Origin of the sequence: Streptomyces sp. NPDC059398, assembly GCF_042751845.1 — a bacterium.
In the GTDB taxonomy this organism is placed as follows: domain Bacteria; phylum Actinomycetota; class Actinomycetes; order Streptomycetales; family Streptomycetaceae; genus Streptomyces.
On record NZ_JBHYWP010000120.1, the window covers coordinates 1 to 22,293 of the forward strand.

25 protein-coding genes are annotated in these 22,293 nt (G+C 70.3%); 10 read left to right on the forward strand and 15 right to left on the reverse strand.

All coding sequences use genetic code 11. The features are described from left to right. Nucleotides 1-568: 568 nt before the first annotated feature. On the reverse strand, nucleotides 569-1,213 hold the full coding sequence (locus ACFXBC_RS30895; RefSeq protein WP_385031954.1) for an RNA polymerase sigma factor: 645 nt from the start codon (nucleotides 1,211-1,213) through the stop codon (nucleotides 569-571). Between the two features lie 205 nt (nucleotides 1,214-1,418). Here ACFXBC_RS30895 and trpS point away from each other — a divergent pair, with 205 nt between their 5' ends. Further along, the gene (gene trpS, locus ACFXBC_RS30900) at nucleotides 1,419-2,432 is read left to right on the forward strand and encodes a tryptophan--tRNA ligase (RefSeq protein ID WP_385031890.1); all 1,014 of its coding nucleotides are present in this window, start codon (nucleotides 1,419-1,421) and stop codon (nucleotides 2,430-2,432) included. Nucleotides 2,433-2,554: 122 nt separating this feature from the next. Then, nucleotides 2,555-3,142 (forward strand): 2'-5' RNA ligase family protein, encoded by a 588-nt coding sequence (locus tag ACFXBC_RS30905; protein ID WP_385031893.1) that lies wholly within the window; start codon nucleotides 2,555-2,557, stop codon nucleotides 3,140-3,142. Between the two features lie 62 nt (nucleotides 3,143-3,204). On the opposite strand, the gene ACFXBC_RS30910 is transcribed toward ACFXBC_RS30905, so the two are convergent. Both ACFXBC_RS30910 and ACFXBC_RS30915 read right to left on the reverse strand, forming a co-directional pair. Then, complete coding sequence (locus ACFXBC_RS30910; RefSeq protein ID WP_385031896.1) at nucleotides 3,205-3,960, reverse strand: decaprenylphospho-beta-D-erythro-pentofuranosid-2-ulose 2-reductase; 756 nt, start codon at nucleotides 3,958-3,960, stop codon at nucleotides 3,205-3,207. Between the two features lie 120 nt (nucleotides 3,961-4,080). Beyond that, on the reverse strand, nucleotides 4,081-5,427 hold the full coding sequence (locus ACFXBC_RS30915) for an FAD-binding protein (protein WP_385031957.1): 1,347 nt from the start codon (nucleotides 5,425-5,427) through the stop codon (nucleotides 4,081-4,083). Nucleotides 5,428-5,745: 318 nt separating this feature from the next. Between ACFXBC_RS30915 and ACFXBC_RS30920 the strand changes: the two genes are divergently transcribed. From ACFXBC_RS30920 to ACFXBC_RS30935, 4 genes are all read left to right on the forward strand, one after another. Continuing rightward, nucleotides 5,746-6,276 (forward strand): phosphatase PAP2 family protein, encoded by a 531-nt coding sequence (locus tag ACFXBC_RS30920; RefSeq protein WP_385031899.1) that lies wholly within the window; start codon nucleotides 5,746-5,748, stop codon nucleotides 6,274-6,276. After that, complete coding sequence (locus tag ACFXBC_RS30925) at nucleotides 6,260-7,357, forward strand: decaprenyl-phosphate phosphoribosyltransferase (RefSeq protein ID WP_385031902.1); 1,098 nt, start codon at nucleotides 6,260-6,262, stop codon at nucleotides 7,355-7,357. Before ACFXBC_RS30920 ends, ACFXBC_RS30925 begins: the two co-directional genes overlap by 17 nt. A gap of 71 nt (nucleotides 7,358-7,428) precedes the next feature. After that, the gene (locus ACFXBC_RS30930) at nucleotides 7,429-7,851 is read left to right on the forward strand and encodes a GtrA family protein (protein WP_385031905.1); all 423 of its coding nucleotides are present in this window, start codon (nucleotides 7,429-7,431) and stop codon (nucleotides 7,849-7,851) included. Continuing rightward, a complete protein-coding gene (locus ACFXBC_RS30935) occupies nucleotides 7,839-8,798 on the forward strand; it encodes a YihY/virulence factor BrkB family protein (RefSeq protein WP_385031908.1) in 960 nt (319 codons plus the stop codon). Before ACFXBC_RS30930 ends, ACFXBC_RS30935 begins: the two co-directional genes overlap by 13 nt. On the opposite strand, the gene ACFXBC_RS30940 is transcribed toward ACFXBC_RS30935, so the two are convergent. Together ACFXBC_RS30940 and ACFXBC_RS30945 are read right to left on the reverse strand one after the other, a co-directional pair. Beyond that, nucleotides 8,701-10,089, reverse strand: coding sequence for a D-alanyl-D-alanine carboxypeptidase family protein (locus tag ACFXBC_RS30940; RefSeq protein ID WP_385031911.1), 1,389 nt, complete (start codon nucleotides 10,087-10,089; stop codon nucleotides 8,701-8,703). The genes ACFXBC_RS30935 and ACFXBC_RS30940 overlap by 98 nt on opposite strands. Nucleotides 10,090-10,163: 74 nt before the next feature. After that, nucleotides 10,164-10,406 (reverse strand): SCO4848 family membrane protein, encoded by a 243-nt coding sequence (locus ACFXBC_RS30945; RefSeq protein WP_385031914.1) that lies wholly within the window; start codon nucleotides 10,404-10,406, stop codon nucleotides 10,164-10,166. A gap of 282 nt (nucleotides 10,407-10,688) precedes the next feature. Between ACFXBC_RS30945 and ACFXBC_RS30950 the strand changes: the two genes are divergently transcribed. Next, on the forward strand, nucleotides 10,689-12,242 hold the full coding sequence (locus tag ACFXBC_RS30950; RefSeq protein WP_385031917.1) for an ABC transporter substrate-binding protein: 1,554 nt from the start codon (nucleotides 10,689-10,691) through the stop codon (nucleotides 12,240-12,242). A gap of 21 nt (nucleotides 12,243-12,263) precedes the next feature. On the opposite strand, the gene ACFXBC_RS30955 is transcribed toward ACFXBC_RS30950, so the two are convergent. From ACFXBC_RS30955 to ACFXBC_RS30990, 8 genes are all read right to left on the reverse strand, one after another. Next, nucleotides 12,264-12,968: a TetR family transcriptional regulator gene (locus ACFXBC_RS30955; protein ID WP_385031919.1), complete on the reverse strand. Its 705-nt coding sequence runs from the start codon at nucleotides 12,966-12,968 to the stop codon at nucleotides 12,264-12,266. Between the two features lie 11 nt (nucleotides 12,969-12,979). Next, entirely contained in the window at nucleotides 12,980-13,381 is a 402-nt protein-coding gene (locus ACFXBC_RS30960; RefSeq protein ID WP_385031922.1) for a thiol-disulfide oxidoreductase DCC family protein, read from the reverse strand. A gap of 6 nt (nucleotides 13,382-13,387) precedes the next feature. Continuing rightward, on the reverse strand, nucleotides 13,388-13,795 hold the full coding sequence (locus ACFXBC_RS30965) for a hypothetical protein (protein ID WP_385031925.1): 408 nt from the start codon (nucleotides 13,793-13,795) through the stop codon (nucleotides 13,388-13,390). A gap of 268 nt (nucleotides 13,796-14,063) precedes the next feature. Next, nucleotides 14,064-14,840: a succinate dehydrogenase iron-sulfur subunit gene (locus tag ACFXBC_RS30970; RefSeq protein ID WP_385031928.1), complete on the reverse strand. Its 777-nt coding sequence runs from the start codon at nucleotides 14,838-14,840 to the stop codon at nucleotides 14,064-14,066. Then, on the reverse strand, nucleotides 14,840-16,594 hold the full coding sequence (sdhA, locus tag ACFXBC_RS30975; RefSeq protein WP_385031931.1) for a succinate dehydrogenase flavoprotein subunit: 1,755 nt from the start codon (nucleotides 16,592-16,594) through the stop codon (nucleotides 14,840-14,842). The genes ACFXBC_RS30970 and sdhA overlap by 1 nt, the downstream gene beginning before the upstream one ends. Nucleotides 16,595-16,620: 26 nt before the next feature. Continuing rightward, nucleotides 16,621-17,097: a succinate dehydrogenase hydrophobic membrane anchor subunit gene (locus tag ACFXBC_RS30980; RefSeq protein ID WP_385031934.1), complete on the reverse strand. Its 477-nt coding sequence runs from the start codon at nucleotides 17,095-17,097 to the stop codon at nucleotides 16,621-16,623. A gap of 7 nt (nucleotides 17,098-17,104) precedes the next feature. Then, on the reverse strand, nucleotides 17,105-17,485 hold the full coding sequence (gene sdhC / locus ACFXBC_RS30985) for a succinate dehydrogenase, cytochrome b556 subunit (RefSeq protein WP_385031936.1): 381 nt from the start codon (nucleotides 17,483-17,485) through the stop codon (nucleotides 17,105-17,107). A gap of 167 nt (nucleotides 17,486-17,652) precedes the next feature. Next, nucleotides 17,653-18,267 carry a 2-oxo-4-hydroxy-4-carboxy-5-ureidoimidazoline decarboxylase gene (locus ACFXBC_RS30990; protein WP_385031938.1) on the reverse strand — a complete coding sequence of 205 codons (615 nt, stop codon included), beginning with the start codon at nucleotides 18,265-18,267 and terminating at the stop codon, nucleotides 17,653-17,655. Between the two features lie 172 nt (nucleotides 18,268-18,439). Here ACFXBC_RS30990 and ACFXBC_RS30995 point away from each other — a divergent pair, with 172 nt between their 5' ends. Together ACFXBC_RS30995 and ACFXBC_RS31000 are read left to right on the forward strand one after the other, a co-directional pair. Next, nucleotides 18,440-20,053 carry a glycoside hydrolase family 20 protein gene (locus tag ACFXBC_RS30995; protein WP_385031940.1) on the forward strand — a complete coding sequence of 538 codons (1,614 nt, stop codon included), beginning with the start codon at nucleotides 18,440-18,442 and terminating at the stop codon, nucleotides 20,051-20,053. Between the two features lie 60 nt (nucleotides 20,054-20,113). Next, on the forward strand, nucleotides 20,114-20,368 hold the full coding sequence (locus ACFXBC_RS31000) for a hypothetical protein (protein ID WP_385031942.1): 255 nt from the start codon (nucleotides 20,114-20,116) through the stop codon (nucleotides 20,366-20,368). A 62-nt stretch (nucleotides 20,369-20,430) separates the two neighbouring features. Here ACFXBC_RS31000 and ACFXBC_RS31005 read toward each other — a convergent pair whose 3' ends face one another. After that, a complete protein-coding gene (locus tag ACFXBC_RS31005) occupies nucleotides 20,431-20,667 on the reverse strand; it encodes a hypothetical protein (RefSeq protein WP_385031945.1) in 237 nt (78 codons plus the stop codon). A gap of 8 nt (nucleotides 20,668-20,675) precedes the next feature. Next, nucleotides 20,676-21,371, reverse strand: coding sequence for a TNT domain-containing protein (locus ACFXBC_RS31010; protein ID WP_385031948.1), 696 nt, complete (start codon nucleotides 21,369-21,371; stop codon nucleotides 20,676-20,678). A gap of 372 nt (nucleotides 21,372-21,743) precedes the next feature. Here ACFXBC_RS31010 and ACFXBC_RS31015 point away from each other — a divergent pair, with 372 nt between their 5' ends. Beyond that, nucleotides 21,744-22,220, forward strand: coding sequence for a lamin tail domain-containing protein (locus ACFXBC_RS31015; protein ID WP_385031951.1), 477 nt, complete (start codon nucleotides 21,744-21,746; stop codon nucleotides 22,218-22,220). Nucleotides 22,221-22,293: the final 73 nt, after the last annotated feature.

Sequence of the window (22,293 nt, forward strand, 5' to 3'; positions counted from 1 at the left end):
GGGCCTGAGCCGGGCCTGGGCCGGGGGGGGGGCCCGAGCGCGCGCGCGCCCCCGCGCGCGCGACCCCCCCCGCGCGCGCGCGGCCGGGGGCCCGGCCCACCCCCCCGGCCCGGGACCGGCACCCCCTCGGCCACGATCCGCGCCAGCACCCGCTCCGCCATCGACTCCCCGGGCCACGCCCCACCCGGTCCACCCGGCCTGCCCGGCACCCTGTCCGACTCGACCCGCCGCGATCCGCCCGGCCCTGTCCGCCCACGCTCGTCCGACACACCGCCCGGCCCGGCGGGCTCTCCGCTTCCGTTCCGGCCGTCGAGCGTGCGGCCCAGGGCCCGCAACTCGGCGGTGAGCCGCGGATCCGGATCACGCCGTCCGCACGCACCTTTGTCGCGCATGTCCCGCGTCACTTCTGACACCGCCTCACGCCCTGACATTTTTCACGCCCTGGCATCCCTGACACCCTTCACGTTCACGGCTCCCTTCACGTTCACGACTCCGTCCACGTCCACCACTCCGTCCACGTCCCCGCTCAGTCGTCCGTCCCGGGACCCCTCTACGTCCCGGACCCCCTTCAAGTGCTTCGCGCCCCTCGCGCGCTGCCGCTCCTCCGCTCGCTCCCGCGTCCGTTCCCACGCACCGTCCCGTTCCCGTGCCCGTTCCCCTCCTCGTCCGGCGGACGGCTGCTCTCCGGTGGCGGAAGCAGTTTGCTCAGCTTCTTCAGGGCTCGGTTCAGCCGGGACTTCACCGTGCCCCGTGGCCAGCCCAGCGCCTGCGCCGTCTCCGCCTCGTCCATCTCCAGCAGATAGCGGTACGTCACAGCGAGCCGCTGCTCGGTGCTGAGCCGGTCCAGTGCCGCCAGCAGCAGCGCACGGCGCTCCTGCCGCAGCGCGGCCACTGCGGGGTCCGCCGACTCCGGTATCAGTGGCTCCGCCTCCGCCAGTGCGGCCTCGCGGCGTGCGGCTGATCGCAGTCGTCCCGCCGAGCGCAGTGTGTTCCGCGTCTCGTTCATGACGATCCGTAGCAGCCAGGGACGGAACGACGCGCCCGGCTTGAAGTCCGCCAGTGCCCGGTAGGCCTTGAAGAAGGCCGACTGCACCACGTCCTCCGCCTCCGCGCCCGCCCCGAACGCGGTCGCCGCGCGTAACGCGATCCCCGTGTACGCGCGCACCAGCTCGGCGTACGCCTGGGCGTCTCCTGCCCGCACGCGCGCGATCACTCCGGCCTCGTCCACCGCTGCGGTGTCCGTGCCGGTCCCGTCCACCACTGTGGTGTCCGTGCCGGCCTCGTCCACCGCCGTGTCCGTGGCCGTGTCTCTCTCTGTGGCCCCGTCGGCAACGGCGACGTGGCTCCCCTCCCGCGTTCTCACATCTTTCATACACCGCGCGACGGAGATCGGTTCCGCACCTGAGAGAATGCTGTACATGGCCTCAGACCGTCCCCGGGTGCTCTCCGGGATCCAGCCCACGTCAGGCTCGTTCCACCTCGGCAACTACCTCGGCGCCGTGCGCCAGTGGGTAGCCCTGCAGGAGTCGCACGACGCGTACTACATGGTCGTCGATCTGCACGCGATCACCGTCCCGCAGGACCCCGCCGAACTGCGGGCGAACACCCGGCTCGCCGCCGCCCAGCTCCTCGCGTCCGGTATCGACCCCGAGCGGTGCACGCTCTTCGTGCAGAGCCATGTGCCGGAGCACGCCCAGCTCGGCTGGGTCATGAACTGCCTGGCCGGCTTCGGCGAGGCCAGCCGGATGACCCAGTTCAAGGACAAGTCGGCCAAGCAGGGCGCCGACCGTGCGACCGTCGGCCTCTTCACGTACCCCATCCTTCAGGTCGCCGACATCCTGCTCTACCAGGCCAACCAGGTCCCCGTGGGTGAGGACCAGCGCCAGCACGTCGAGCTGACCCGGGACCTCGCCGACCGGTTCAACAGCCGGTTCGGTGCGACCTTCACGGTTCCGGAGCCGTACATCCTCAAGGAGACGGCGAAGATCTACGACCTCCAGGACCCCTCGGCCAAGATGAGCAAGTCGGCTGCCTCGCCCAAGGGCCTGATCAGCCTGCTCGACGAGCCGAAGGTCTCCGTGAAGAAGGTCAAGAGCGCGGTGACCGACACCGACACGGTGATCCGCTACGACCCGGTGGCGAAGCCCGGCGTGTCGAACCTGCTGACCATCAACTCGACGCTCACCGGCACGAGCATCGCCGACCTGGAGCAGCAGTACGAGGGCAAGATGTACGGCGCGCTCAAGACCGATCTGGCCGAGATCGTCGCCGACTTCGTCACACCGTTCAGGACCCGCACCCAGGAGTACCTGGACGACCCGGAGACGCTGGACTCGCTTCTCGCCAAAGGGGCGGAGAAGGCCCGTACGGTCGCCGCCGAGACGCTGGCCCAGGCGTACGAACGACTGGGGTTCCTGCCCGCCAAGCACTGACCCCGGGGCCTGTGACCTTGGACTCTGGTCAGAGGGTCGGGGGCCCGCCACACTGCTCGCATAATGGTCCGGCAGGCATCCGGAAGCATCAGGCAGCGCATCCGACAGCGGAGGAGAACGACGTGGGGACCGTAACGCTCGGCGTTTCGATCGCGGTCCCGGAGCCGTACGGCAGCCTGCTCCAGAAGCAGCGCGCGGGCTTCGGGGACTCTGCCGCGCACGGCATCCCGACCCACGTCACCCTCGTCCCGCCCACGGAGGCCGACGCCGCGTCGCTGCCCGCGATCGAGGCCCATCTCGCCTCGGTCGCCGCCGCCAACCGGGCGTTCCCGATGCGGCTGTACGGGACGGGCACGTTCCGCCCGCTCTCACCGGTCGTCTTCGTCCAGGTGGTGACGGGCGGTTCGGCCTGTTCCTGGCTTCAGCAGCAGATCAGGGACGCCTCGGGGCCGCTCGTGCGTGAGCTGCAGTTTCCGTACCACCCGCATGTGACGGTCGCGCACGCCATCTCGGACGAGGAGATGGACCGGGCGTACGAGGCGCTCGCCGCTTTCGAGGCGACCTGGACCTGCGGCTCCTTCGCGCTGTACGAGCAGGGGGCGGACGGCGTGTGGCGGAAGCTGCGCGAGTACGTGTTCGGCGGCGGGGGTGGTGTGGTCCCCGGGCCGAGCGTCTCGCGCGAAGCACCCGCCGCGCCGTCCATCCCCTGAGGCCCGCGCCGCCCGTTTCCTGAGGTCCGCTCCGGCCGGGGCTCCGGACGGACGGGCTCCGCTCAGACCGGGAGCCGCCTGAACAGCGGCCTCGGGACGTGCCGGACGGCCGACATCACCAGCCGCAGCGCACCCGGCACCCAGACGGTCTCCGACCGGCGGCGCAGCCCCGTCTCGATGGCCAGCGCCACCGCCTCCGGCGTGGTGGCCAGCGGAGCCTCCTCAAGCCCCGTCGTCATCTTCGAGCGGACGAAGCCGGGGCGCACCACCATCACATGGACACCGGTCCCGTGCAGGGCGTCGCCGAGTCCCTGGGCGAACGCGTCGAGGCCCGCCTTGCTCGATCCGTAGATGAAGTTGGCCCGGCGGGCACGCTCGCCCGCCACCGACGAGAGCACCACCAGGGAGCCGTGGCCCTGTCCCTGGAGCGCTTTCGCGCAGATCAGGCCGGCGGAGACCGCACCGGTGTAGTTGGTCTGCGCGACTCTGACCGCCGACAGCGGGGCGCTCTCGTCGCGTGCCTGATCGCCCAGCAGGCCGAAGGCGAGCAGCACCATGTCGATGTCGCCCTCCGCGAACACCTTGCCCAGCGTCTCCTCGTGGGAGGCCGGGTCCAGGGCGTCGAAATCGGCCGTACGGACCTCCGCGCCCAGGGTGCGGAGGTGTTCGGCCGCCGCGTCGAGTGCGGGGGACGGGCGGCCGGCCAGCCAGACCGTCCTGGTACGGCGGGTCACCAGGCGGCGGGCCGTGGCCAGCGCGATCTCGGACGTACCGCCGAGGATCAGCAGGGACTGGGGGGCACCGAATGCGTCTTTCATGGCTGCTTCCTCGGGTCGGGTTACGGGTTACGGGAGTCGGGGTTCGGGAGTCGGGGTTCGGGCTCGCGGTCGGAGGGTGTGGGGCAGGGGCTGAGGGGCGGGGCAGGGCGTGGCGCTCCGTCAGAGGCCCAGGCGGCGGGAGAGGTCGGATGTGAACACCGCACCCGGGTCGAGTTCCGCACGCAGCGACCGGAACTCCCCGAGCCGCGGGTACATCGCGGCCAGCAGCTCCGGGCGCAGCCGGGAGTCCTTCGCCAGGTAGACACGGCCGCCCGCCCCCGCCACCTCCTCGTCCAGGGTGTCGAGGAACGCCCCGAGTCCGCCGAGGTTCGCCGGGATGTCCAGGGCGAGCGTCCACCCCGGCACCGGGAACGAGAGCCAGCCCGGGTCGGCCTCGCCGAAGCGCTTCAGCACCGCGAGGAACGAGGGGCAGCGGCGCCGGGAGATACGCCCCACGATGCGGCGCAGGGTCTCCTCCTGCCCGTACCCGACGACGAACTGGTACTGGACGAAGCCGCCGCGCCCGTAGACCCGGTTCCAGTGCGGGACCCCGTCGAGCGGGTGGAAGAAGGAGGCGAGCCGCTGGATCTGCCCGGTGCGCAGCCGGGGCGCCCTGCGGTACCAGAGTTCGTTGAAGAGCGAGACGGAGGTACGGCCCAGCAGGCCTTCCGGGACGAAGGAGGGGGGCGCGGGGAGTGTGGCGGGGCGGAAGGCCAGCGGCGCGCGCCGCAGGCGGGCCGGGAGCGCGTCGAGGGGCGCGTGGTCGCCGCGGGTCAGCACCGAGCGCCCGGTGGCGGCGCCGCGGGCCAGCAGATCGATCCAGGCCACCGAGTAGCGGTAGCGGTGGTCGGTCGCCGTGAGACGGGCCATCAGGTCGTCGAGATCGGTGGCCCGCTCGGTGTCCACCGACATCAGGGACGTGCCCACCGGCAGAAGCTGCACCGTCGCGGTGAGGATGGCGCCGGTCAGCCCCATCCCGCCGGCCGTCGCGTCGAACAGCGCGGTGCCGGGTACGGCCGTGTGCACCGTGCCGTCCGCCGTGAGCAGTTCGAGCGAGCGGACATGGCGGGTGAAGGAGCCCGACACATGGTGGTTCTTGCCGTGGATGTCGGCGCCGATCGCGCCGCCCACCGTGACATATCTGGTCCCCGGGGTCACCGGCACGAACCAGCCCAGCGGCAGCAGCACCTCCATCAGCCGGTGCAGGCTCACCCCCGCGTCGCAGACCACGGTGCCGGTGTGGGCGTCGATGGAGTGGATCCGGTCGAGACCTGTCATGTCGAGCACGGCGCCGCCCGCGTTCTGCGCGGCGTCACCGTAGGCCCGGCCCAGCCCGCGCGGGATCGAGCCGCGTGCCCCGCAGCCGAGCACCGCTGCCGCCGCCTCCTCGTACGTACGCGGGCGGACCAGCAGCGACGTCGTCGGCGCGGTACGGCCCCAGCCCGTCACCGAGCCCACCGAACTCATGGCCCCCAGGGAGCGGACCGGGCTCCCGCCGCGCACCGGGTTCCCTCCGCGCGCCGGGCTCCCTCCGCGCACCGCGGTCACGGAGTGTGCCGGATTGGTGGGGCTCGCCGGGCTCGCGGGCGTGGTGCCGCGCGCTGACGCGGTGGTTTCGGCAGACATGGAAGAGACCGTATCGCCCGGATGCGAGGGGAAATGGGTGATTGAGGGAGTGTCAACCAGTATGGCCGTGATTATCGGGCAATGTCATATAAGAGCCTTCCCGTCGTGGAGAGGGCTGTGCGGAAGTCAGCGGAACCATCAGCGGAGAGAGGTGAGGCAGTGCGGTCCATAGAAACCGATCGCCGGCTTCTGTCGGCGATACGCGACTGCGGTACTGATCCACGGGTGGGCGGCGCCGCGCGCGCCCTCTCCCTCAGCGGGGAACACGGCGCGCTCTGGCTCGCCGCCGGACTCACCGGCGCGGTCGCCGACCGTGAGCGGCGCACCGCCTGGTTACGGGCCACCGCGCTGATCGGCACGGCCCATCTCGTGAGCATGGGCGTCAAGCGGGTGGTGCGCAGACCCCGCCCCCGGCCCGCGGCAGGGCCGCCGCCCCTCGTCCGCACCGCCGGACGGCACTCCTTCCCCAGCTCGCACGCCTCGTCGGCGGTGGCCGCCGCCGTCGCCTTCGGCGCGCTGCGCCCCGCGGGCCGCCGTCTCGTCACGCCGCTCGCCGCCGCGATGTGTGTCTCCCGGCTGGTCGTCGGCGTCCACTACCCGACCGATGTCGCCGCGGGGGCACTGCTCGGCGGGGTCACCGCCGGGCTCGGCGCCAAATGGATGCGAGGCACCTATGTCCGACCTCTCTGACGTCTCCCGGATCACCCAGTTCCCCGAGCGCGAGCCCGTCGCCCAGCTGCCGCTGCTCCCCGAGCGCGAGCCCGTCGCCCAGCTGCCGCTGCTCCCCGAGCGCGAGCCCGTCGCCCAGCTGCCGCCGCTCCCCGAGGGCGGCCCCGTCGCCGAGGGCCCGCCGAGACCTCCGCCGCTCGCCGTTCCCGGCCGGCCCGGGGCGCTCGGGCTGCCGCTGGGGCTGCTCAGGACCGCCCGCCCCCGGCAGTGGGTCAAGAACGTCCTGGTCGCCGCCGCGCCCGCCGCCGCCGGAGAGCCGCTCTCCCGGGGTGCCGTCACCCAACTGGGTCTCATATTCGTGCTGTTCACGGCCGCCGCGTCCGCCGTGTACCTGGTCAACGACGCCCGGGACGCCGAGGCCGACCGGGCCCATCCGGTCAAGTGCCTGCGCCCGGTGGCGGCCGGACAGGTGCCCGTACCCGTCGCCTACGCCGCCGGCGCCCTGCTCGCCGTGGCGGCCACCACCGCAGCCGCCGTCCTCTGCAACGGCATGACGGCCGCGCTGCTCTGCGCGTACATCGTGATGCAACTCGCCTACTGCGTCAGCCTGAAGCACATCCTGGTCGTCGACCTGACCGTGGTCACCACCGGATTCCTGATGCGCGCCATGATCGGCGGGGTGGCGCTCGGCATTCCGCTCTCGCGCTGGTTCCTGATCACCGCCGGGTTCGGCGCGCTCTTCATGGTCGGCGCCAAGCGCTACTCCGAGGCCGTCCAGATGGAGGGCGACGGACGGACCCGCGCCCTGCTCTCCGAGTACACCACCGGATATCTGCGCTTCGTCTGGCAGCTGGCCTCCGGTGTCGCCGTGCTCGCCTACTGCCTCTGGGCGATGGAGAGCAGCGGACCGCCCGGCGCCGGTCTGCTGCCCTGGCGCCAGCTGTCGATGGTCCCCTTCATCCTCTCCATCCTGCGGTACGCCGTCTTCGCCGACCGCGGCGCCGCCGGAGCCCCCGAGGACGTCATCCTGGGCGACCGCGCGCTCGCCGTGATCGCAGTCGCCTGGATCGCCATGTACGCGCTCGCGGTCGCCCGTCTGTGAGGGACGGCCCGGACGGCCAGCCGGACGTGAGGCGGTACGGGAGGGGTGGACCATGACCGGAAGGGTGCGCCATGACTGTCGGACGCCGTGAGATCGCGGGCTTCGCGCTCGCCGGACTCTGCGCGTACGCCGCCGACCTGGGCCTCTTCGTCGCCCTGCGGAGCGGCGCCGGATGGGGGCCGATCAGCGCCAAGTCGGTCTCCTTCCTGGCCGGCTGCACGGTCGCCTACCTCGGCAACGCCTTCGGCACCTACCGCGGGCGGCGGGTCGGCTGGCGCGAGTACACCGTCTTCTTCGGGGTGAACATCGCGGGCGCCGCCGTCCAGCTGCTCTGTCTCGCCGTCTCGCACTACGTGCTCGGGCTGACGTCCCCGCGCGCGGACACCGTCTCCGGGGCGGTCGTCGGCATGGCACTCGCCACCTGCCTGCGCTTCTGGGGGACGAGGACGCTGGTTTTCGGTGGTGAGGGTAGGCGTACGCCATGGACTGGCTGACGAAGCTCCCCGGAATCGGCCCATGGGTGGCACGGGCGACGCGCACCCATGCGTGGCGCTCGTACGAGACCCTCGGCAGGGTGCACTGGACGAGGCTCGCGGCCGCGATCACCTTCACCAGTTTCCTGGCGCTCTTCCCGCTGATCACGGTCGGTGCCGCGATCGGCGCCGCCCTGCTCACCCCCTCCCGGCTGCACTCCCTGCAGAGCGCGCTGGCCCGCCAGGTGCCCGGGATCTCGGACCAGCTGGACCTCAACACGCTGGTGCAGAACGCGGGCACGGTCGGAGTGGTCGCCGGAGCGGCGCTGCTCTTCACCGGTATCGGCTGGGTCGGCTCGATGCGGGACTGTCTGCGTGCGGTGTGGGAGCTGGACAACGCGGACGAGGGCAACGTCATCGTGCGCAAGCTCAAGGACGGGGGGATCCTGCTCGGGACGGGCGGCGCCGTGCTCGTCTCGTTCGGCGCGTCGGCCGTCGGTTCCAGCGCGGTCCACTGGACGGCCCGGCACATCGGCATCACGGACACCGGCTGGGGCAGCGTGCTCCTCCAGGGCGTGGCGTTCGCACTGGCCGTACTCGCCGACTTCCTGGTGCTCCTGTACGTACTGACCCTGCTGCCCGGGGTCGAGCCGCCCCGCCGCCGGCTGATCACCGCGGGACTCATCGGCGCCTTCGGCTTCGAACTGCTCAAGCTGCTGCTCAGCGGCTATATCCAGGGCGTCGCGTCGAAGAGCATGTACGGCGCCTTCGGCGTCCCCGTCGCGCTGCTGCTGTGGATCAGCTTCACGGTGAAACTGCTCCTCTACTGCGCGGCCTGGACCGCGACGGGGCACTCCGACGACGAGGAGATCAGCGACGTGGAAAACGTCGTACCAGATCCGGCAGCGGCCAGCGGCGGTTCACCAGGAACACCCCGGCCGCCAACAGGAGCAACGCCCCTGCGCTGATCGCCAGGGCGGTGCCCATCCCGCTGGAGCCGCCCTTCTGCGCTCCGGCGGCCGGTGCGGAGCCCTTGGTGCCCCCGGTCCCGGCGCCGTCCCTGCCGTCGTGTCCGGCGCCGCCGCTCTTCGCCGCGCCACCGGACTGCCCCGCCGCGGAGCTGCCGGGCGCGACCAGTTCGCCGACCGGCGTGACCTTGCCCTCGGACGCGAAGCCCCAGTCGAGCAGCCGGGCCGCCTCCTTGTAGACCGCCTGGCTCTCGGTCGGACGGGGCTTCATGACGGTGACGAGCAGCACATGGCCGCCGCGCTCGGCGACCGCGGTGTAGGTGGCGCCCGCGTGGGTGGTGTTGCCGTTCTTGACGCCCGCGATGCCCTTGTACTGGGTGACGCCGTCGGCGCCGGTCAGCAGGCGGTTGGTGTTCTGGATCCCGAAGGTCTCGCGCTTCTTGCCCTTCTTCTGCTCGCCGGGGAACTGCGCGGTCGCCGTCGAGCAGTAGGTACGGAAGTCCTTCTTCTGCAGCCCGCTGCGGGCGAAGAGCGTCAGGTCGTACGCGCTGGAGACCTGGCCGGGCTCGTCGTACCCGTCCGGCGAGACCACATGGGTGTCGAGGGCGCGGAGGTCGTCGGCGTGCGCCTGCATGTCGCGGACGGTCTTCGGTACGCCGTGGTTCATCGCGGCCAGCACATGGACGGCGTCGTTCCCGGAGCGGAGGAAGACCCCGAGCCACAGGTCGTGGACCGTGTAGGTGAGGTTCTCCTTGATGCCGACCAGGCTGCTGCCCTCGCCCATGCCCGCGAGGTCGGACGGCGCCACCTTGTGGGTCATGTCCGCCGGGAACTTCGGCAGGAGGGTGTCCGCGAGCAGCATCTTGAGGGTGGACGCCGGGGCGAGCCGCCGGTGGGCGTCGTGCGAGGCGAGGACATCGCCGGACTCGGCGTCGGCCACGATCCAGGACTCACCGGAGAGCTTCTTCGGCAGGGCAGGTGCGCCGGGGCCGGGCTCCACCTGGGTGCCGGTCCTGGCGAGCCGCGCCCCGCCGATCTCCGACCGTGCGGTCTTCGCGTCCCCGGAGGTCTTTCCGTCCCCGGAGGTCTTCGCGTCCCCGGAGGTCTTCGGCGTACCGGTGGCGGACGGTTTCGGGCCCGTCGCGGTCGCGGCCGACGCGGGCACGGCGCAGAGGGCGGGCAGCAACGCGGCGGATATGAGCGTCAGTACGGTCCTTTTCGCGCTCTTTCCAGCGCTCTTTCCGGCGGATTTCTGAACGGAATTGTCAACGGACTTCTCAGCGGCAGGCACGGTGGTGAAATTACAGGCAGATCACAGGGGACCGACACCGTGGGGTGGCCCGCCCGGCCGCGCGCGGGTAACCCCTACGCGGCGGCCCGCCGGTGCGCCCGGACACCCCGGAGACCCAGCACCCCGATGACCGTGCCCAGGATGAACGAGACGATGGCGAGCGCCAGGTGGATCCAGAGGTAGGCGGTGGGTTTGCCGTCGTCGAACGCGAGCCCGCTCGCGTCCTTGAACAGGTTCTTCGCGAAGGTGATCCAGACCACCCACGACCACACGCCGAACGCTGCGAGGAACCAGGAGGCGGTGCGGTTGAGTTTCATGGGGCGTCGTCCTTCGCGGCCGGTGGGGGTGTTCCTGCCAGTATGTGACCCCGCCGCGAGCGGCCGGCCGATGGGGTACGCCCGGGGGTACGGAGCACGTCCCGCCGGGCCCGGACCTGCAGGCCGGAGCAGGTGCGGCCCTTGATGAAAGTTGCCTAACAACTTGGCCTACGTGAAGATTTTCTCTTCCACGTGTGAAAGTCGTGTGGTTGGGTTGGCGCCGACTTGGGTCTGACGTGCGCCGGTCCGCGCGTCCACGGGTGGGTTGAGGGGTACAGCACAATGCGTTCGATCCGAATGCGGATTCTGGCGATATGCGTCGTTCTGGCGTGTGCCGGTGTCGGCGCTTGGCAGTTGCTTCCCGACGACGGCGGCAAGAAGAAACCCATTGTCATCGGAACCACCGACGTCGTCTCCTCGCTGGACCCGGCCCAGGCGTACGACGCCGGCTCCTGGGCCCTCTACAGCGGGCTCTTCCAGTCGCTGATGTCGTTCAACGTCGGTTCCTCCACCCCGGTCCCGGATGCCGCGCGCAGCTGTGAGTTCACCGATGACGCGCTGCGTACCTTCACCTGCACCATGCGTGACGACCTGACGTTCTCGAACGGCCACAAGGTCACGGCGGAGGACGCGGCATTCTCCTTCAACCGGGTGCTGCGGATGAAGGGGAACGGCCCGGCCCCGCTGTACCCCACGCTCAAGAACGTCGACGCGTCGGGCGACAAGGTCGTCTTCCACCTCAAGTCCCGTGACGCCACCTTCGCGTCGAAGATCGCGACCGGCGGCGGCGCCATCGTCGACCACACCGCGTACCCGGCGGACAAGGGCCGCAAGGGCGGTACGGTCGTGGGCTCCGGGCCCTATGTGCTGAAGTCCTACAAGAGCGGCGTCAGCGCCGTCCTGGAACCGAACCCGAAGTACAAGGGCCTGATCAAGAAGACCGGCGTTCCGGTCGAGATCCACTACTTCAAGCAGCCCGCGCAGCTCGACGCCGCCTGGAAGCACAAGACCATCGACGTCGCGCACCGGGTGATGACGCCCGACACGCTGGCGAAGCTCTCGCCCAGTGACCCGGACGCCCATGTCAGCGAGGCGACCGGCAGCGAGACCCGCAACCTGGTCTTCAACGTCCGCAAGAGTTCGGCGCTCGCCGACACCAGGCTCCGCCGGGCGGCGGCCGACCTGGTCGACCGGGCGCAGCTGTCCGAGAAGGTCTACAACGGCACGGTCGAACCGCTCTACTCGCTGATCCCGCAGGGCTTCACCGGCCACACCACCGCCTTCTTCGACGCCTACCCGAAGGTCGATGTGGCGGCGGCCCGGCAGCTGGTCCAGCAGGCCGGTGTGCAGACCCCGGTGCACTTCACCTACGCGTACTCCAGCACGAACGTCACCGACGAGGAGGCGCGGATGCTGAAGACGCAGCTGGAGAAGGGCGGCCTCTTCAAGGTCGAGCTCAAGGGGATGACGGACTGGACGAAGTTCCAGGACGACTACCGGCTCGGCAAGTTCGACGCGTACGCGGTCGGCTGGATCGCGGACTACCCGGACGCCGACAACTACGCGCAGCCCCTGGTCGGCACCGGCAACAGCCTCTTCAACGGCTACAGCAGCAAGGCCGTCGACGGACTGATCAGCCACACCCAGCAGTTCACCGACCGGGGCCGTACCTCCGACGACTTCAAGGCGCTCCAGGACGACGTCGCGCAGGACGTACCGCTGATCCCGCTCTGGCAGCGCAAGGACTACGTGCTGACCAGCGACGACGTGTCGGGCGGGCAGTATCTGTCGGACGGTACGGGCGTCTGGCGGATCTGGGAACTGGGCTGGCTGTAGGGGCCCGGGCGGGGCGCCCCTTCAGGACCTCTTGCGGGCCGTCGCTGTCTCCGCCATCCCCGGCAGGAAGTCCGTGAACAGCTCGTGTACGTCGTGGACCAGCGGGCGCAGCACCCGGAACCGGGCCAGCGCGATGCCCCGGGTGGTGAGCCGTGCCCCGCGCGCGGCGAGCCGCCTGCTGCGCTCCCGCTCGGGTGACCGGTCGAAGACCCAGTACAGGACCAGCCCCATCTGCGACAGCCACATCAACTCCGGCAGTACGTCGGCCAGATCGCCGGGGATCTTCGCCTTCGCGCCGGTGAGCACCTCCCGGTGGAGGGAGATGGCCAGCTCGCGGGCGGACTCCGACTCCGCCGAGAAGGGGCTCAGCGGGCTCTCCGGATCGGCCGCGTTCTTGAAGAACTGGGCGGCGAACTCGTGGTACGGGGCGGCGACATCGAGCCAGGCCGTCAGCACCCCGGTGAGCCGCTTCTCCAGATCGGTCTCGTGGTCGAGCACAGGGCGCACCGCGGCCCGGTGCTCGGCGCCGATACGGTCGTAGAACCCCTGGATCAGGTGTTCCTTGCCGGAGAAGTAGTAGTACGCGTTCCCGACGGAGACCCCGGCCTCGCGGGCGATGACCCGCATCGTCGTCCCGTCGTAACCGCGCTCCTGGAAGAGCCGGAGCGCGGTTTCGAGGATGAGCGTCCGGGTCTGCTCGCTCTTCGGGGGCTTCGCATCAGTCACGGTGCCCGAGCCTAACCGGGCACCGCACACCGCTCCTCGCAGGGCGGTGCTGTGGCCTCGCGGTACTTGGCGGCCGTGAGCATCGCGGCCCTGATGAAGGGCGCCCCTGCCGGGGTGGCGAGCCAGTAGGACTTGGGCCGGTGGGCGGCGAGCGCCCAGAGGCAGACGATCCAGGCGGCCGGCCCCCGGTAGATCTGGCCCCGGTCGCCGATCACCGTGATCTCCCGGAGGGTGCTGCCGTGGTCGAGTCCGGGGAACCGCTCCCTGGCCGCGGCCGACGCGGCGGGCACCAGATCGAGCGGGACGAGCTGGCGCTGTCCGCCCAGCCAGTGCCGCAGATGGGCGCAGAGCGGGCACTGTGCGTCGTACAGCACGGTCAGGCGCCTGACGGAGAGGTCATGGGGCTGACTCATCGCCGTTCAGGCCCCGGCGCCCGGCGCGACCCACCCCTGCGGCGGCACCGGCGGAGTCTGCTCGCGCTCCATGATCCCGCGCCGGCGGAACTTGTTGAGCGCGTAGACGTTGCCGAGGTGCATCCCGCCGAGTACGAGCAGTACGACGCCGAGTTTCGTCGACAGCGCCTCGAAGACCCCCCGGGCGTCGGCGACGGTGCCGCCGTCCTGGAGGTACAGGGCCACGAAGCCCAGGTTCACCAGGTAGAAACCCACCACCAGAAGGTGGTTGACGGCCTCGGCGAGCTTCTCGTTCCCCTTCAGCACATCGGCGAGGAAGATCCGGCCGTGGTGGCTGAGTGTGCGGGCCACCCAGACGGTCAGCGCGACGCTGATGACGAGGTAGACGACGTACGCGACAACTGTGAGGTCCATGCCCCACCCTCCCTTGAACGCGTTCAAAAGCTGACGTCATGAACTGTAGACCTGCTTTTGAACATGTTCAACACAGGGGTGTGCGGCAGAAGGCACCGATGAACTCACTCCGCCGGGACGGCACATGGCGACGGGGCGCCGGCCGGGCGCCCGGCGACAGGGGACCCGCACACGGCGACGGGACACCCGGCGGAAAGCCCGAGGGCCCCGCCGCCCGGAAACCGGGTGACGGGGCCCTCGTGGTGGCCGCTGAGGGCGGCCGGAAGGGTCAGAAGCGGCGGGTGATGAGCGCGCGCTTCACTTCCTGGATCGCCTTGGTGACCTCGATACCGCGCGGGCAGGCGTCCGTGCAGTTGAACGTCGTACGGCAACGCCACACGCCGTCCTTGTCGTTGAGGATCTCCAGGCGCTGCTCGCCGCCCTCGTCACGCGAGTCGAAGATGAAACGGTGCGCGTTGACGATCGCGGCCGGGCCGAAGTACTGGCCGTCGTTCCAGAACACCGGGCAGGACGACGTGCACGCGGCGCAGAGGATGCACTTGGTGGTGTCGTCGAACCGCTCGCGGTCCTCGGCGGACTGCAGACGCTCACGCGTCGGCTCGTTGCCGCTGGTGATGAGGAAGGGCATCACATCGCGGTACGCCTGGAAGAACGGGTCCATGTCGACCACGAGGTCCTTGAGGACCGTGAGGCCCTTGATGGCCTCGATCAGGATCGGCTTCTCCGGGTTGATGTCCTTGATCAGCGTCTTGCAGGCGAGCCTGTTCTTGCCGTTGATCCGCATCGCGTCCGAACCGCAGACCCCGTGCGCGCAGGAGCGGCGGAAGGTCAGCGTGCCGTCGAGCTCCCACTTGATCTTGTGGAGGGCGTCGAGCACACGCTCCTTCGGGTCGATCTCGACCTCGAAGTCCTGCCACTGCGCCTCGTCCGAGATCTCCGGGTTGAACCGGCGGATCCGGAAGGTGGCCGTGATGAAGGGGGAGTCGGCGAAACCGGCCTCCGCCTTGCCGGCCGATTCGGCCTTGTCCATGGTCGGGGTAGCCATCAGTACTTACGCTCCATCGGCTGGTAGCGGGTCTGGACGACCGGCTTGTAGTCGAGCCGGATCGACTCGGAGCCGTCGTCGCCCACCTCGCGGTACGCCATGGTGTGGCGCATGAAGTTGACGTCGTCGCGGTTGGGGAAGTCCTCGCGGTAGTGACCGCCGCGGGACTCCTTGCGCGCCAGGGCGGACGTCGCCATGACCTCGGCGAGGTCCAGCAGGTTGCCCAGCTCGATCGCTTCGAGGAGGTCGGTGTTGAACCGGCGGCCCTTGTCCTGCACCGACACGTTCAGATAGCGCTCGCGCAGCTCGCCGATCTTCTCGACGGCCGTCTTGATCGTCTGCTCGGTACGGAACACCATCACATTGGCGTCCATGCACTCCTGGAGCTCGGTGCGCAGCACGGAGACCCGCTCGGTGCCGGTCGAGTCACGCAACCGCTCGACCTGCGCCTCGACCAGCGCGGCCGGGTTCTCGGGAAGCTCGGTGAAACCGTTCTTCGCCGCGTACTCGGCGGCCGCGATGCCCGACCTGCGCCCGAAGACGTTGATGTCGAGCAGCGAGTTGGTGCCCAGGCGGTTGGCGCCGTGCACCGAGACGCAGGCGACCTCGCCGGCCGCGTACAGGCCGGGCACGACCGTGGTGTTGTCCGCGAGGACCTCACCCTGGACGTTCGTCGGGAGGCCGCCCATGGCGTAGTGCGCGGTGGGCTGGATCGGGATCGGGTCGGTGTACGGCTCGATGCCCAGGTACGTACGCGCGAACTCCGTGATGTCCGGGAGCTTGGCGTCCAGCTGCTCCGGCGGGAGGTGCGTCAGGTCGAGGTACACGTGGTCGCCGGCGGGACCGCAGCCGCGGCCCTCCCGGATCTCCGTGTAGATGGAGCGGGAGACGACGTCACGGGAGGCGAGGTCCTTCATGACCGGCGCGTACTTCTCCATGAAGCGCTCGCCGTCCTTGTTGCGGAGGATGCCGCCCTCACCGCGGGCGCCCTCCGTCAGCAGGATGCCCATGCGCCAGATGCCCGTCGGGTGGAACTGGAAGAACTCCATGTCCTCCAGGGGCAGACCGCGGCGGTAGCAGGCGGCCTGGCCGTCCCCGGTCAGGGTGTGCGCGTTCGACGTGACCTTGAAGAACTTGCCGGTGCCGCCCGACGCGTAGATCACGGACTTCGACTGGAAGACGTGGATCTCGCCGGTCGCCAGCTCGTAGGCCACGACGCCCGCGGAGGTCTTGACGCCGTCCACCTCGACCAGCAGCTGGTCCAGGACGTAGAACTCGTTGAAGAACTCCACACCCTCCTTGACGCAGTTCTGGTAGAGGGTCTGGAGGATCATGTGGCCGGTGCGGTCCGCGGCGTAGCACGCACGGCGGACCGGGGCCTCACCGTGGTTGCGGGAGTGACCGCCGAAGCGGCGCTGGTCGATCTCCCCGGCGGGCGTCCGGTTGAACGGCAGGCCCATCTTCTCCAGGTCGAGGACCGCGTCGATGGCCTCCTTCGCCAGGATCTCGGCGGCGTCCTGGTCGACCAGGTAGTCGCCGCCCTTGATCGTGTCGAAGGTGTGCCACTCCCAGTTGTCCTCCTCGACGTTGGCGAGGGCCGCGGCCATGCCGCCCTGGGCGGCACCGGTGTGGGAGCGGGTCGGGTAGAGCTTCGTCAGCACGGCGGTGCGGCTGCGCTTCGTCGACTCGATGGCCGCGCGCATACCGGCCCCGCCGGCCCCGACGATGACGGTGTCGTACTTGTGGATCTTCATGATGAAAGCGCCTCGGTCCCGGGCTTCTAGGAGATGTTCGGGTCGAAGGTGAAGATCACCAGCGTGCCCAGCAGGATGGTGAACACCGTGGCGGTGTACAGCAGGCCCTTGAGCCACAGGCGCGTACCGACGCGCTCCGCGTAGTCATTGATGACGGTACGGAGGCCGTTGGCGCCGTGGAGCATCGCCAGCCACAGCATCAGCAGGTCCCAGCCCTGCCAGAACGGCGAGGCCCAGCGGCCCGCCACGAAGGCGAAGCCGATCTTGGTCACACCGCCGTCGAGCACCAGCTGGATCAGCAGGTGACCGAGGACCAGCACGACCAGGACGATCCCGGAGAGGCGCATGAAGAGCCAGGCGTACATCTCGAAGTTGCCGCGCGTGGACTTCGGCGTCTTCTTGGTGCGCTGGCGCGGGGCCTCGATGAGCGGCGCGGGGTGGTCGGCGTCGAAGAGCGAGACGCCCTCGACGGGGCCGACAGCGGAAGAGGTCTCAGCAGACATTCAGTCCTCAGCTCCCGAACAGTTCGCGTGCGGCGTGGCCGAGTACGGGGTAGATGGCCCCGATCATCAGCAGGACCCAGATGCCCACGACCGACCACAGCATCTGCTTCTGGTGGCGCGGGCCCTTGGACCAGAAGTCCACGGCGATGATGCGCAGGCCGTTCAGAGCGTGGAAGAGGATCGCTGCGACAAGGCCGTACTCAAGAAGGCCGACGATCGGCGTCTTGTAGGTAGCGATGACCTTGTCGTAGTCCTCGGGGGAAATACGGACGAGAGCAGTGTCCAGGACGTGTACGAACAGGAAGAAGAAGATGAGGACGCCGGTGACTCGATGAGCCACCCAGGACCACATACCTTCCCGGCCGCGGTACAGCGTTCCAGCCGGCACGGAAAAACCCTCCGGGAGCGGGGGACGGGGGTCATGCCGCCAGCTCTCCCGCTGGGAGAAACTGTGTCGGTCTGGCCCGGCCGGGTACGGTCCACCGGCCCCGGCCATCGTAGCGACGACTTGTCGGTTCCTTCGCCCGGGGGGTTCCGGTGTGATCAAACAGGCAATCAAACAGCCACGGACGGGCTACCGGCATGGCCCGTATCCGCCACAAGCCGGGCGATTCGCCCCCGGGCGAGTCTGCGCAGCTCGTCGGCGGCGACCGACCGCTCCTCGTCGGGCTCGTGCGAGAGCCGGGAACGGATGCCTGCGAGCATCCGGTCCAGGTGTTCCGACGGGCGGACGTCGTCCAGGCAGATCACGAAGGCGTGGCCGAAGCGGCTGCGGTACGCGGTGTGCGCGGCGCTCAGTGCGGTGTGCGCGGCCCGCGGCGCCCGGCCGTGCAGCGGCCCGGCGGCCGGTTCCCCCGCCAGGGCCTGGGCGAGCTCGGCCGGTGACAGGTCGTAGCTCGCCTCGTCGCAGGCGGCGAGCAGCGCCGTCAGGTCCGGGTAGGGGCGGTGGGCCGCCAGCCGCCGGGCCCAGCGGGGACTGGCGCAGCAGCCCAGCAGGGCGCTCTCTGCATGGCCGGCGGGTGCGGAGTTGAACCGGTGGAGTCCGGAGGTGCCCCGCTTCTGCGCGGGTATGGCTGGGCGTGCCGGACCGTCCGTTCTGTGGTGGAGTGACGGCGGTCGCTTCGGAGGGCCGGCGTGGGACTCGCTGGACAGCGTGAGCTCCTCGAACACGACAGGAGGGTCGGATGACGGCGGTGAATGAGCCGCAACGTTATCGAGGCGCAGACTGGAGCGTCCGACGGGTGCGCGATTTTCACCCGGAAGGGAGAGTTTCAAGGCGCGTGATGGACGATCTGGCTGGCATGTCACCCCGGCTCAGCCGTGCACGGGAGGTTTCGGACTGATGAAAAAACTCAACGCACCGGTCCCCATCGCCGTGGGCCTGACCGTCACGGCCGCCGCCGTCGCGCTCGCCGTCACGGTCTGGCCGGACGATGACACGTACGGGGGAAGCGGCCCGGTGGGCCGCGGCTCGGCGGTGACCTCTCCGTCGTCCGACCCGTCGGCGAAGAACTACCCGCTCTCGGCCGCGCCCCGCGCCATCCCCGCGGTACGCCGGCACGGTCCGGCCCGCGGCCCCGGCTGGCACCCGGGGAAGAGCTCCCGCGTCCTGGTCGACAAGGGCTGCAAGGGCCTCACCGACGAGGGCAAGCTCCTCTCGCACGAGCTGAAGATCGGTTACGCGTACGGGGGCAAGGCCCGCGCGGGCGACATCGAACTGGCGCTGAAGCCGGACAAGAAGGCCCCGCCCGAGTCGTACACGCTCAGCGCCCGCGACAGCCGGGTCCTGATCACCGGGCCCGACGAGGCCGGCGTCTTCTACGGCACCCGGACCGTCAAGCAGTCCGTGCAGGCCGACGGGAAGGTGCCCGAGGGTGTCGTCCACGACCAGCCGGCCACCGCGCAGCGGCGGTTCAACCTGGACATCGCCCGCAAGCCGTTCGACGCCGCCTGGATCGAGGACCGGCTGCACGAGATGGCCGACCTCAAGCTGAACCAGCTGGGGCTGCACTTCTCGGACGACCAGGGCTTCCGTATCGCCTCCACCTCCCACCCCGAGGTGGTCTCGCCCGACCACCTCACCACGGCGCAGGTCCACAAGATCGTCTCGCTCGCCTCCAGCCTGCACATCACGGTCGTCCCGGAGATCGACTCGCCGGGGCACCTGGGCGCGGTGATCAAGGCGCACCCGGACCTCCAGCTGAAGACGGCGGACGGCACGCCGGTCAAGGGTGCGGTCGACGTGTCGAACCCGAAGGCCGCGCAGATCGTCGACTCGCTGCTGCGCGAGTACATGAAGCTCTTTCCCGGCCAGTACTGGAACGTCGGCGGCGACGAGTACCAGGCGCTGACGGTGAAGAACCCGGAGGCGTCCTTCCCGCAGTTGGCCGCACTCGCCCGGAAGAAGTACGGCGCGAAGGGCACGGTCCAGGACCTGGCGGTGGCCTGGCTGAACGACCGGGCCGCGGTCGTCCGCAAGGCAGGCAGGACACCGCAGGCGTGGAACGACGGGTTCTTCCGCGGCGGAGTGGCCAAGGCCGACAAGAACATCCAGGTGGAGTACTGGACGGGCAAGGAGTTCGGGGCCCGGCCGCCCGAGGAGTATCTGAGCGAGGGGCGCCAGGTGGTGAACCTCAACGACGAGTACCTGTACTACGTGCTCGGCCAGCCGAACGACTTCACCTACCCGACCGGCAAGCGGATCTACGAACAGTGGACCCCGCTGGTGGTGCGCGGCACCAAGGCGGTCCCCGCCAAGTACGCGCACCTCATCGTGGGCGGGGGCTTCGCCGTCTGGGGCGACTTCCCGAACGCCCAGACCCCGGCGCAGGTCGCCGCGGGGATCAGGATGCCGCTGCGGGCGACGGCCCAGAAGCTCTGGGACCCGGGCAAGCCGAAGCTGACATGGACGCAGTTCACCGCGCTGGCGGCCAAGCTGGACCACCCGGCCGGCTGAACCGGGACGGGTTCACCCCCTCCGGGGGCGGTGGCGCCCGGAGGGCCGTAGCGTCCAGGGATGGACTTCAATATCACCGCGCGGGAAGAGGCACTGCTCCTCCACCTCCGCGAGCAGCTGCACGCGGGCAGCGTGCCCCGGGAGGACGACCTCGCGGCCGAGCTCGGCGACGAGGTGCGGGGGCAGGTGCGCAGCCTGGGCGCGCGTGGCTGGCTCGTCGTACGGCCCTCGCCGGACGGCACGGTCTACGTCGAGGGCCTGTCGTCCCTCGCGGAGTCGGCGCTGTCCAACCGGCGGGACGTGGGCGATCAGTAGGCGGCGACCTGGTCACCGGCGGCCCGCACGGCGCCTGCCCCGGGCCCGGGGGAGGGGCGGGGTCAGACGAGCAGCCGCAGCAGATGCGCGCAGGCCTCCGGTTCCGATGCGTACCGGCCGATGACTTCGGAGAGGCCGCGTTCGTACGCGCCGGTCTCCCACGCCCCACCGTCCTCGGTCCGTTTGAGATAGAGGAAGTCGGTGGGGGTGGGGGCCGGTTCATGGACCCCCTCGATCCGGTAGTAGCCGTCGGGTACTCCGGCGTCGCGCAGCGCGGCACGCAGTTCGTGGCGGTCCATGGGCGGCGCTACTCGCCTGCCGGGGCGGCGGCCTGGGCGAGGTAGTGGTGGTCGAGCAGCCACTTCACATTGAGGCGCTGGCCCTCGCCCGGGTTCAGGAAGACCGGGTCGAGCTTGATCTGCTGCCCGTTGCCGGGCTGCTCGAACCACGGCGCGATACCGCCCTGCCACACCCAGAACGGCTTGGCCACCCGGTAGACGTGGTAGTCGCAGGGCACCGCGGTGTCCCGGGTGCTGAGGCTCTGCGGGGGCAGCGCGCGCTTGGCGTACGCGTCGCCGGCGGGCGCCAGATAGGCGCCGTACTCGGAGCCGAAGCGGTCCAGGCGCTCACCGGTGCGCAGCTTCTCGGGCTCCTTGTCCACCTGCCCGTTGACCTCCTTGAAGCCGTCGTTCGGCGGGTACTTCCAGCCGCCCGACTCCGCGGGGCCGTCCCAGTACTTCTTGAGGAAGTCCGCGGACGACAGCTTCCCGGTCCGGTGGTAGCCCTTGAGCAGGGGCCCCACCGGCTTCTCGTGCTTCGACGGGAGCCACTGCGGCCCGAGCCGGGCGTCACCCCGGAACTCGCCCGAGCAGGGCGCGTGCTGAGGTCCTGAGGCCGCTGTCCGGTCCTGGTGCTCCGGTGGGGCGGTGCTCGCGGCGGCGGGCGCCGCGGCGGTTGCCGCCGCGACGGTCAGCGCGGCGAGAACGGTGCGCGTTCGGTTCACTCAAGGTCCCCTTGTGTCCTGAGTCGTGTCCTGAGGCCCGGCTGGGCCGCATTACGCACGGTAGCCGACCGGTCACCAAATGCGGGGCGGAATGCCGGTGTTGCCCGCTGTGCGACGACCGGGGGCGCGGGGGTGGGGGTCAGGGGGTGCGGGCGGGGCTCGCGAGGAGCGCGCCGTCCGGGCGGGCGCGCGGGGGCGTATGCGCCGGATGATCTGACGGTGTGTGTTTTGTCCGGTTTCGGTAAAGTCGCGAAGGTTCTCCGGACATCGGAACCAGCTCGGTTCAGAGTGTGGATGTCCGGCACAGAGCCGGAAGTTCATCTGCACCATGCGTGGCCGAACGGTCCGCGCATGCCCTGATCTGGGGGTTCCATGTCGTCTTTGTCTTCAGGTTCCCGTCTCGCCGCAGCTGTTCTGGCCTCCGGGGCCCTGCTGGCCGCCGCTGCCTTCCCGGCGGCGGCCACCGGTCACCACCACCCCGCCCCGCGCCCTGAGCGCTCGGCCGTGGTGGTGGGCGCCGTACACCACGTCGACAGCCACGGCCGCGGGCACCACCGCGACAACCGGGCGAACGCGGAGTGGATCACCGTCACCAACCAGTCCCGCAGGGCGGTGGAGCTGCGCGGCTGGACGCTGACCGACGCGCAGCACCACTCCTACCGCTTCCCGGCGCTGCGGCTGGGTGCCCACAAGTCGGTCAAGGTCCACACCGGTCACGGCCGTAACACCTGGACCGACGTCTACCAGAACCGGCGCGCGCCGATCTGGGACCGCGTCGACACGGCGACCCTGCGCGACGCGCGCGGCCGGGTCGTGGACGTCGAGCGCCTGGGGCACCGTCACCACTGACGGCTGACATGACATCGGATGCGCCGCGAGTGGGCCCCCGCGCGGCGCCTCGGCGGGGTGCCGGGGGGTTGCC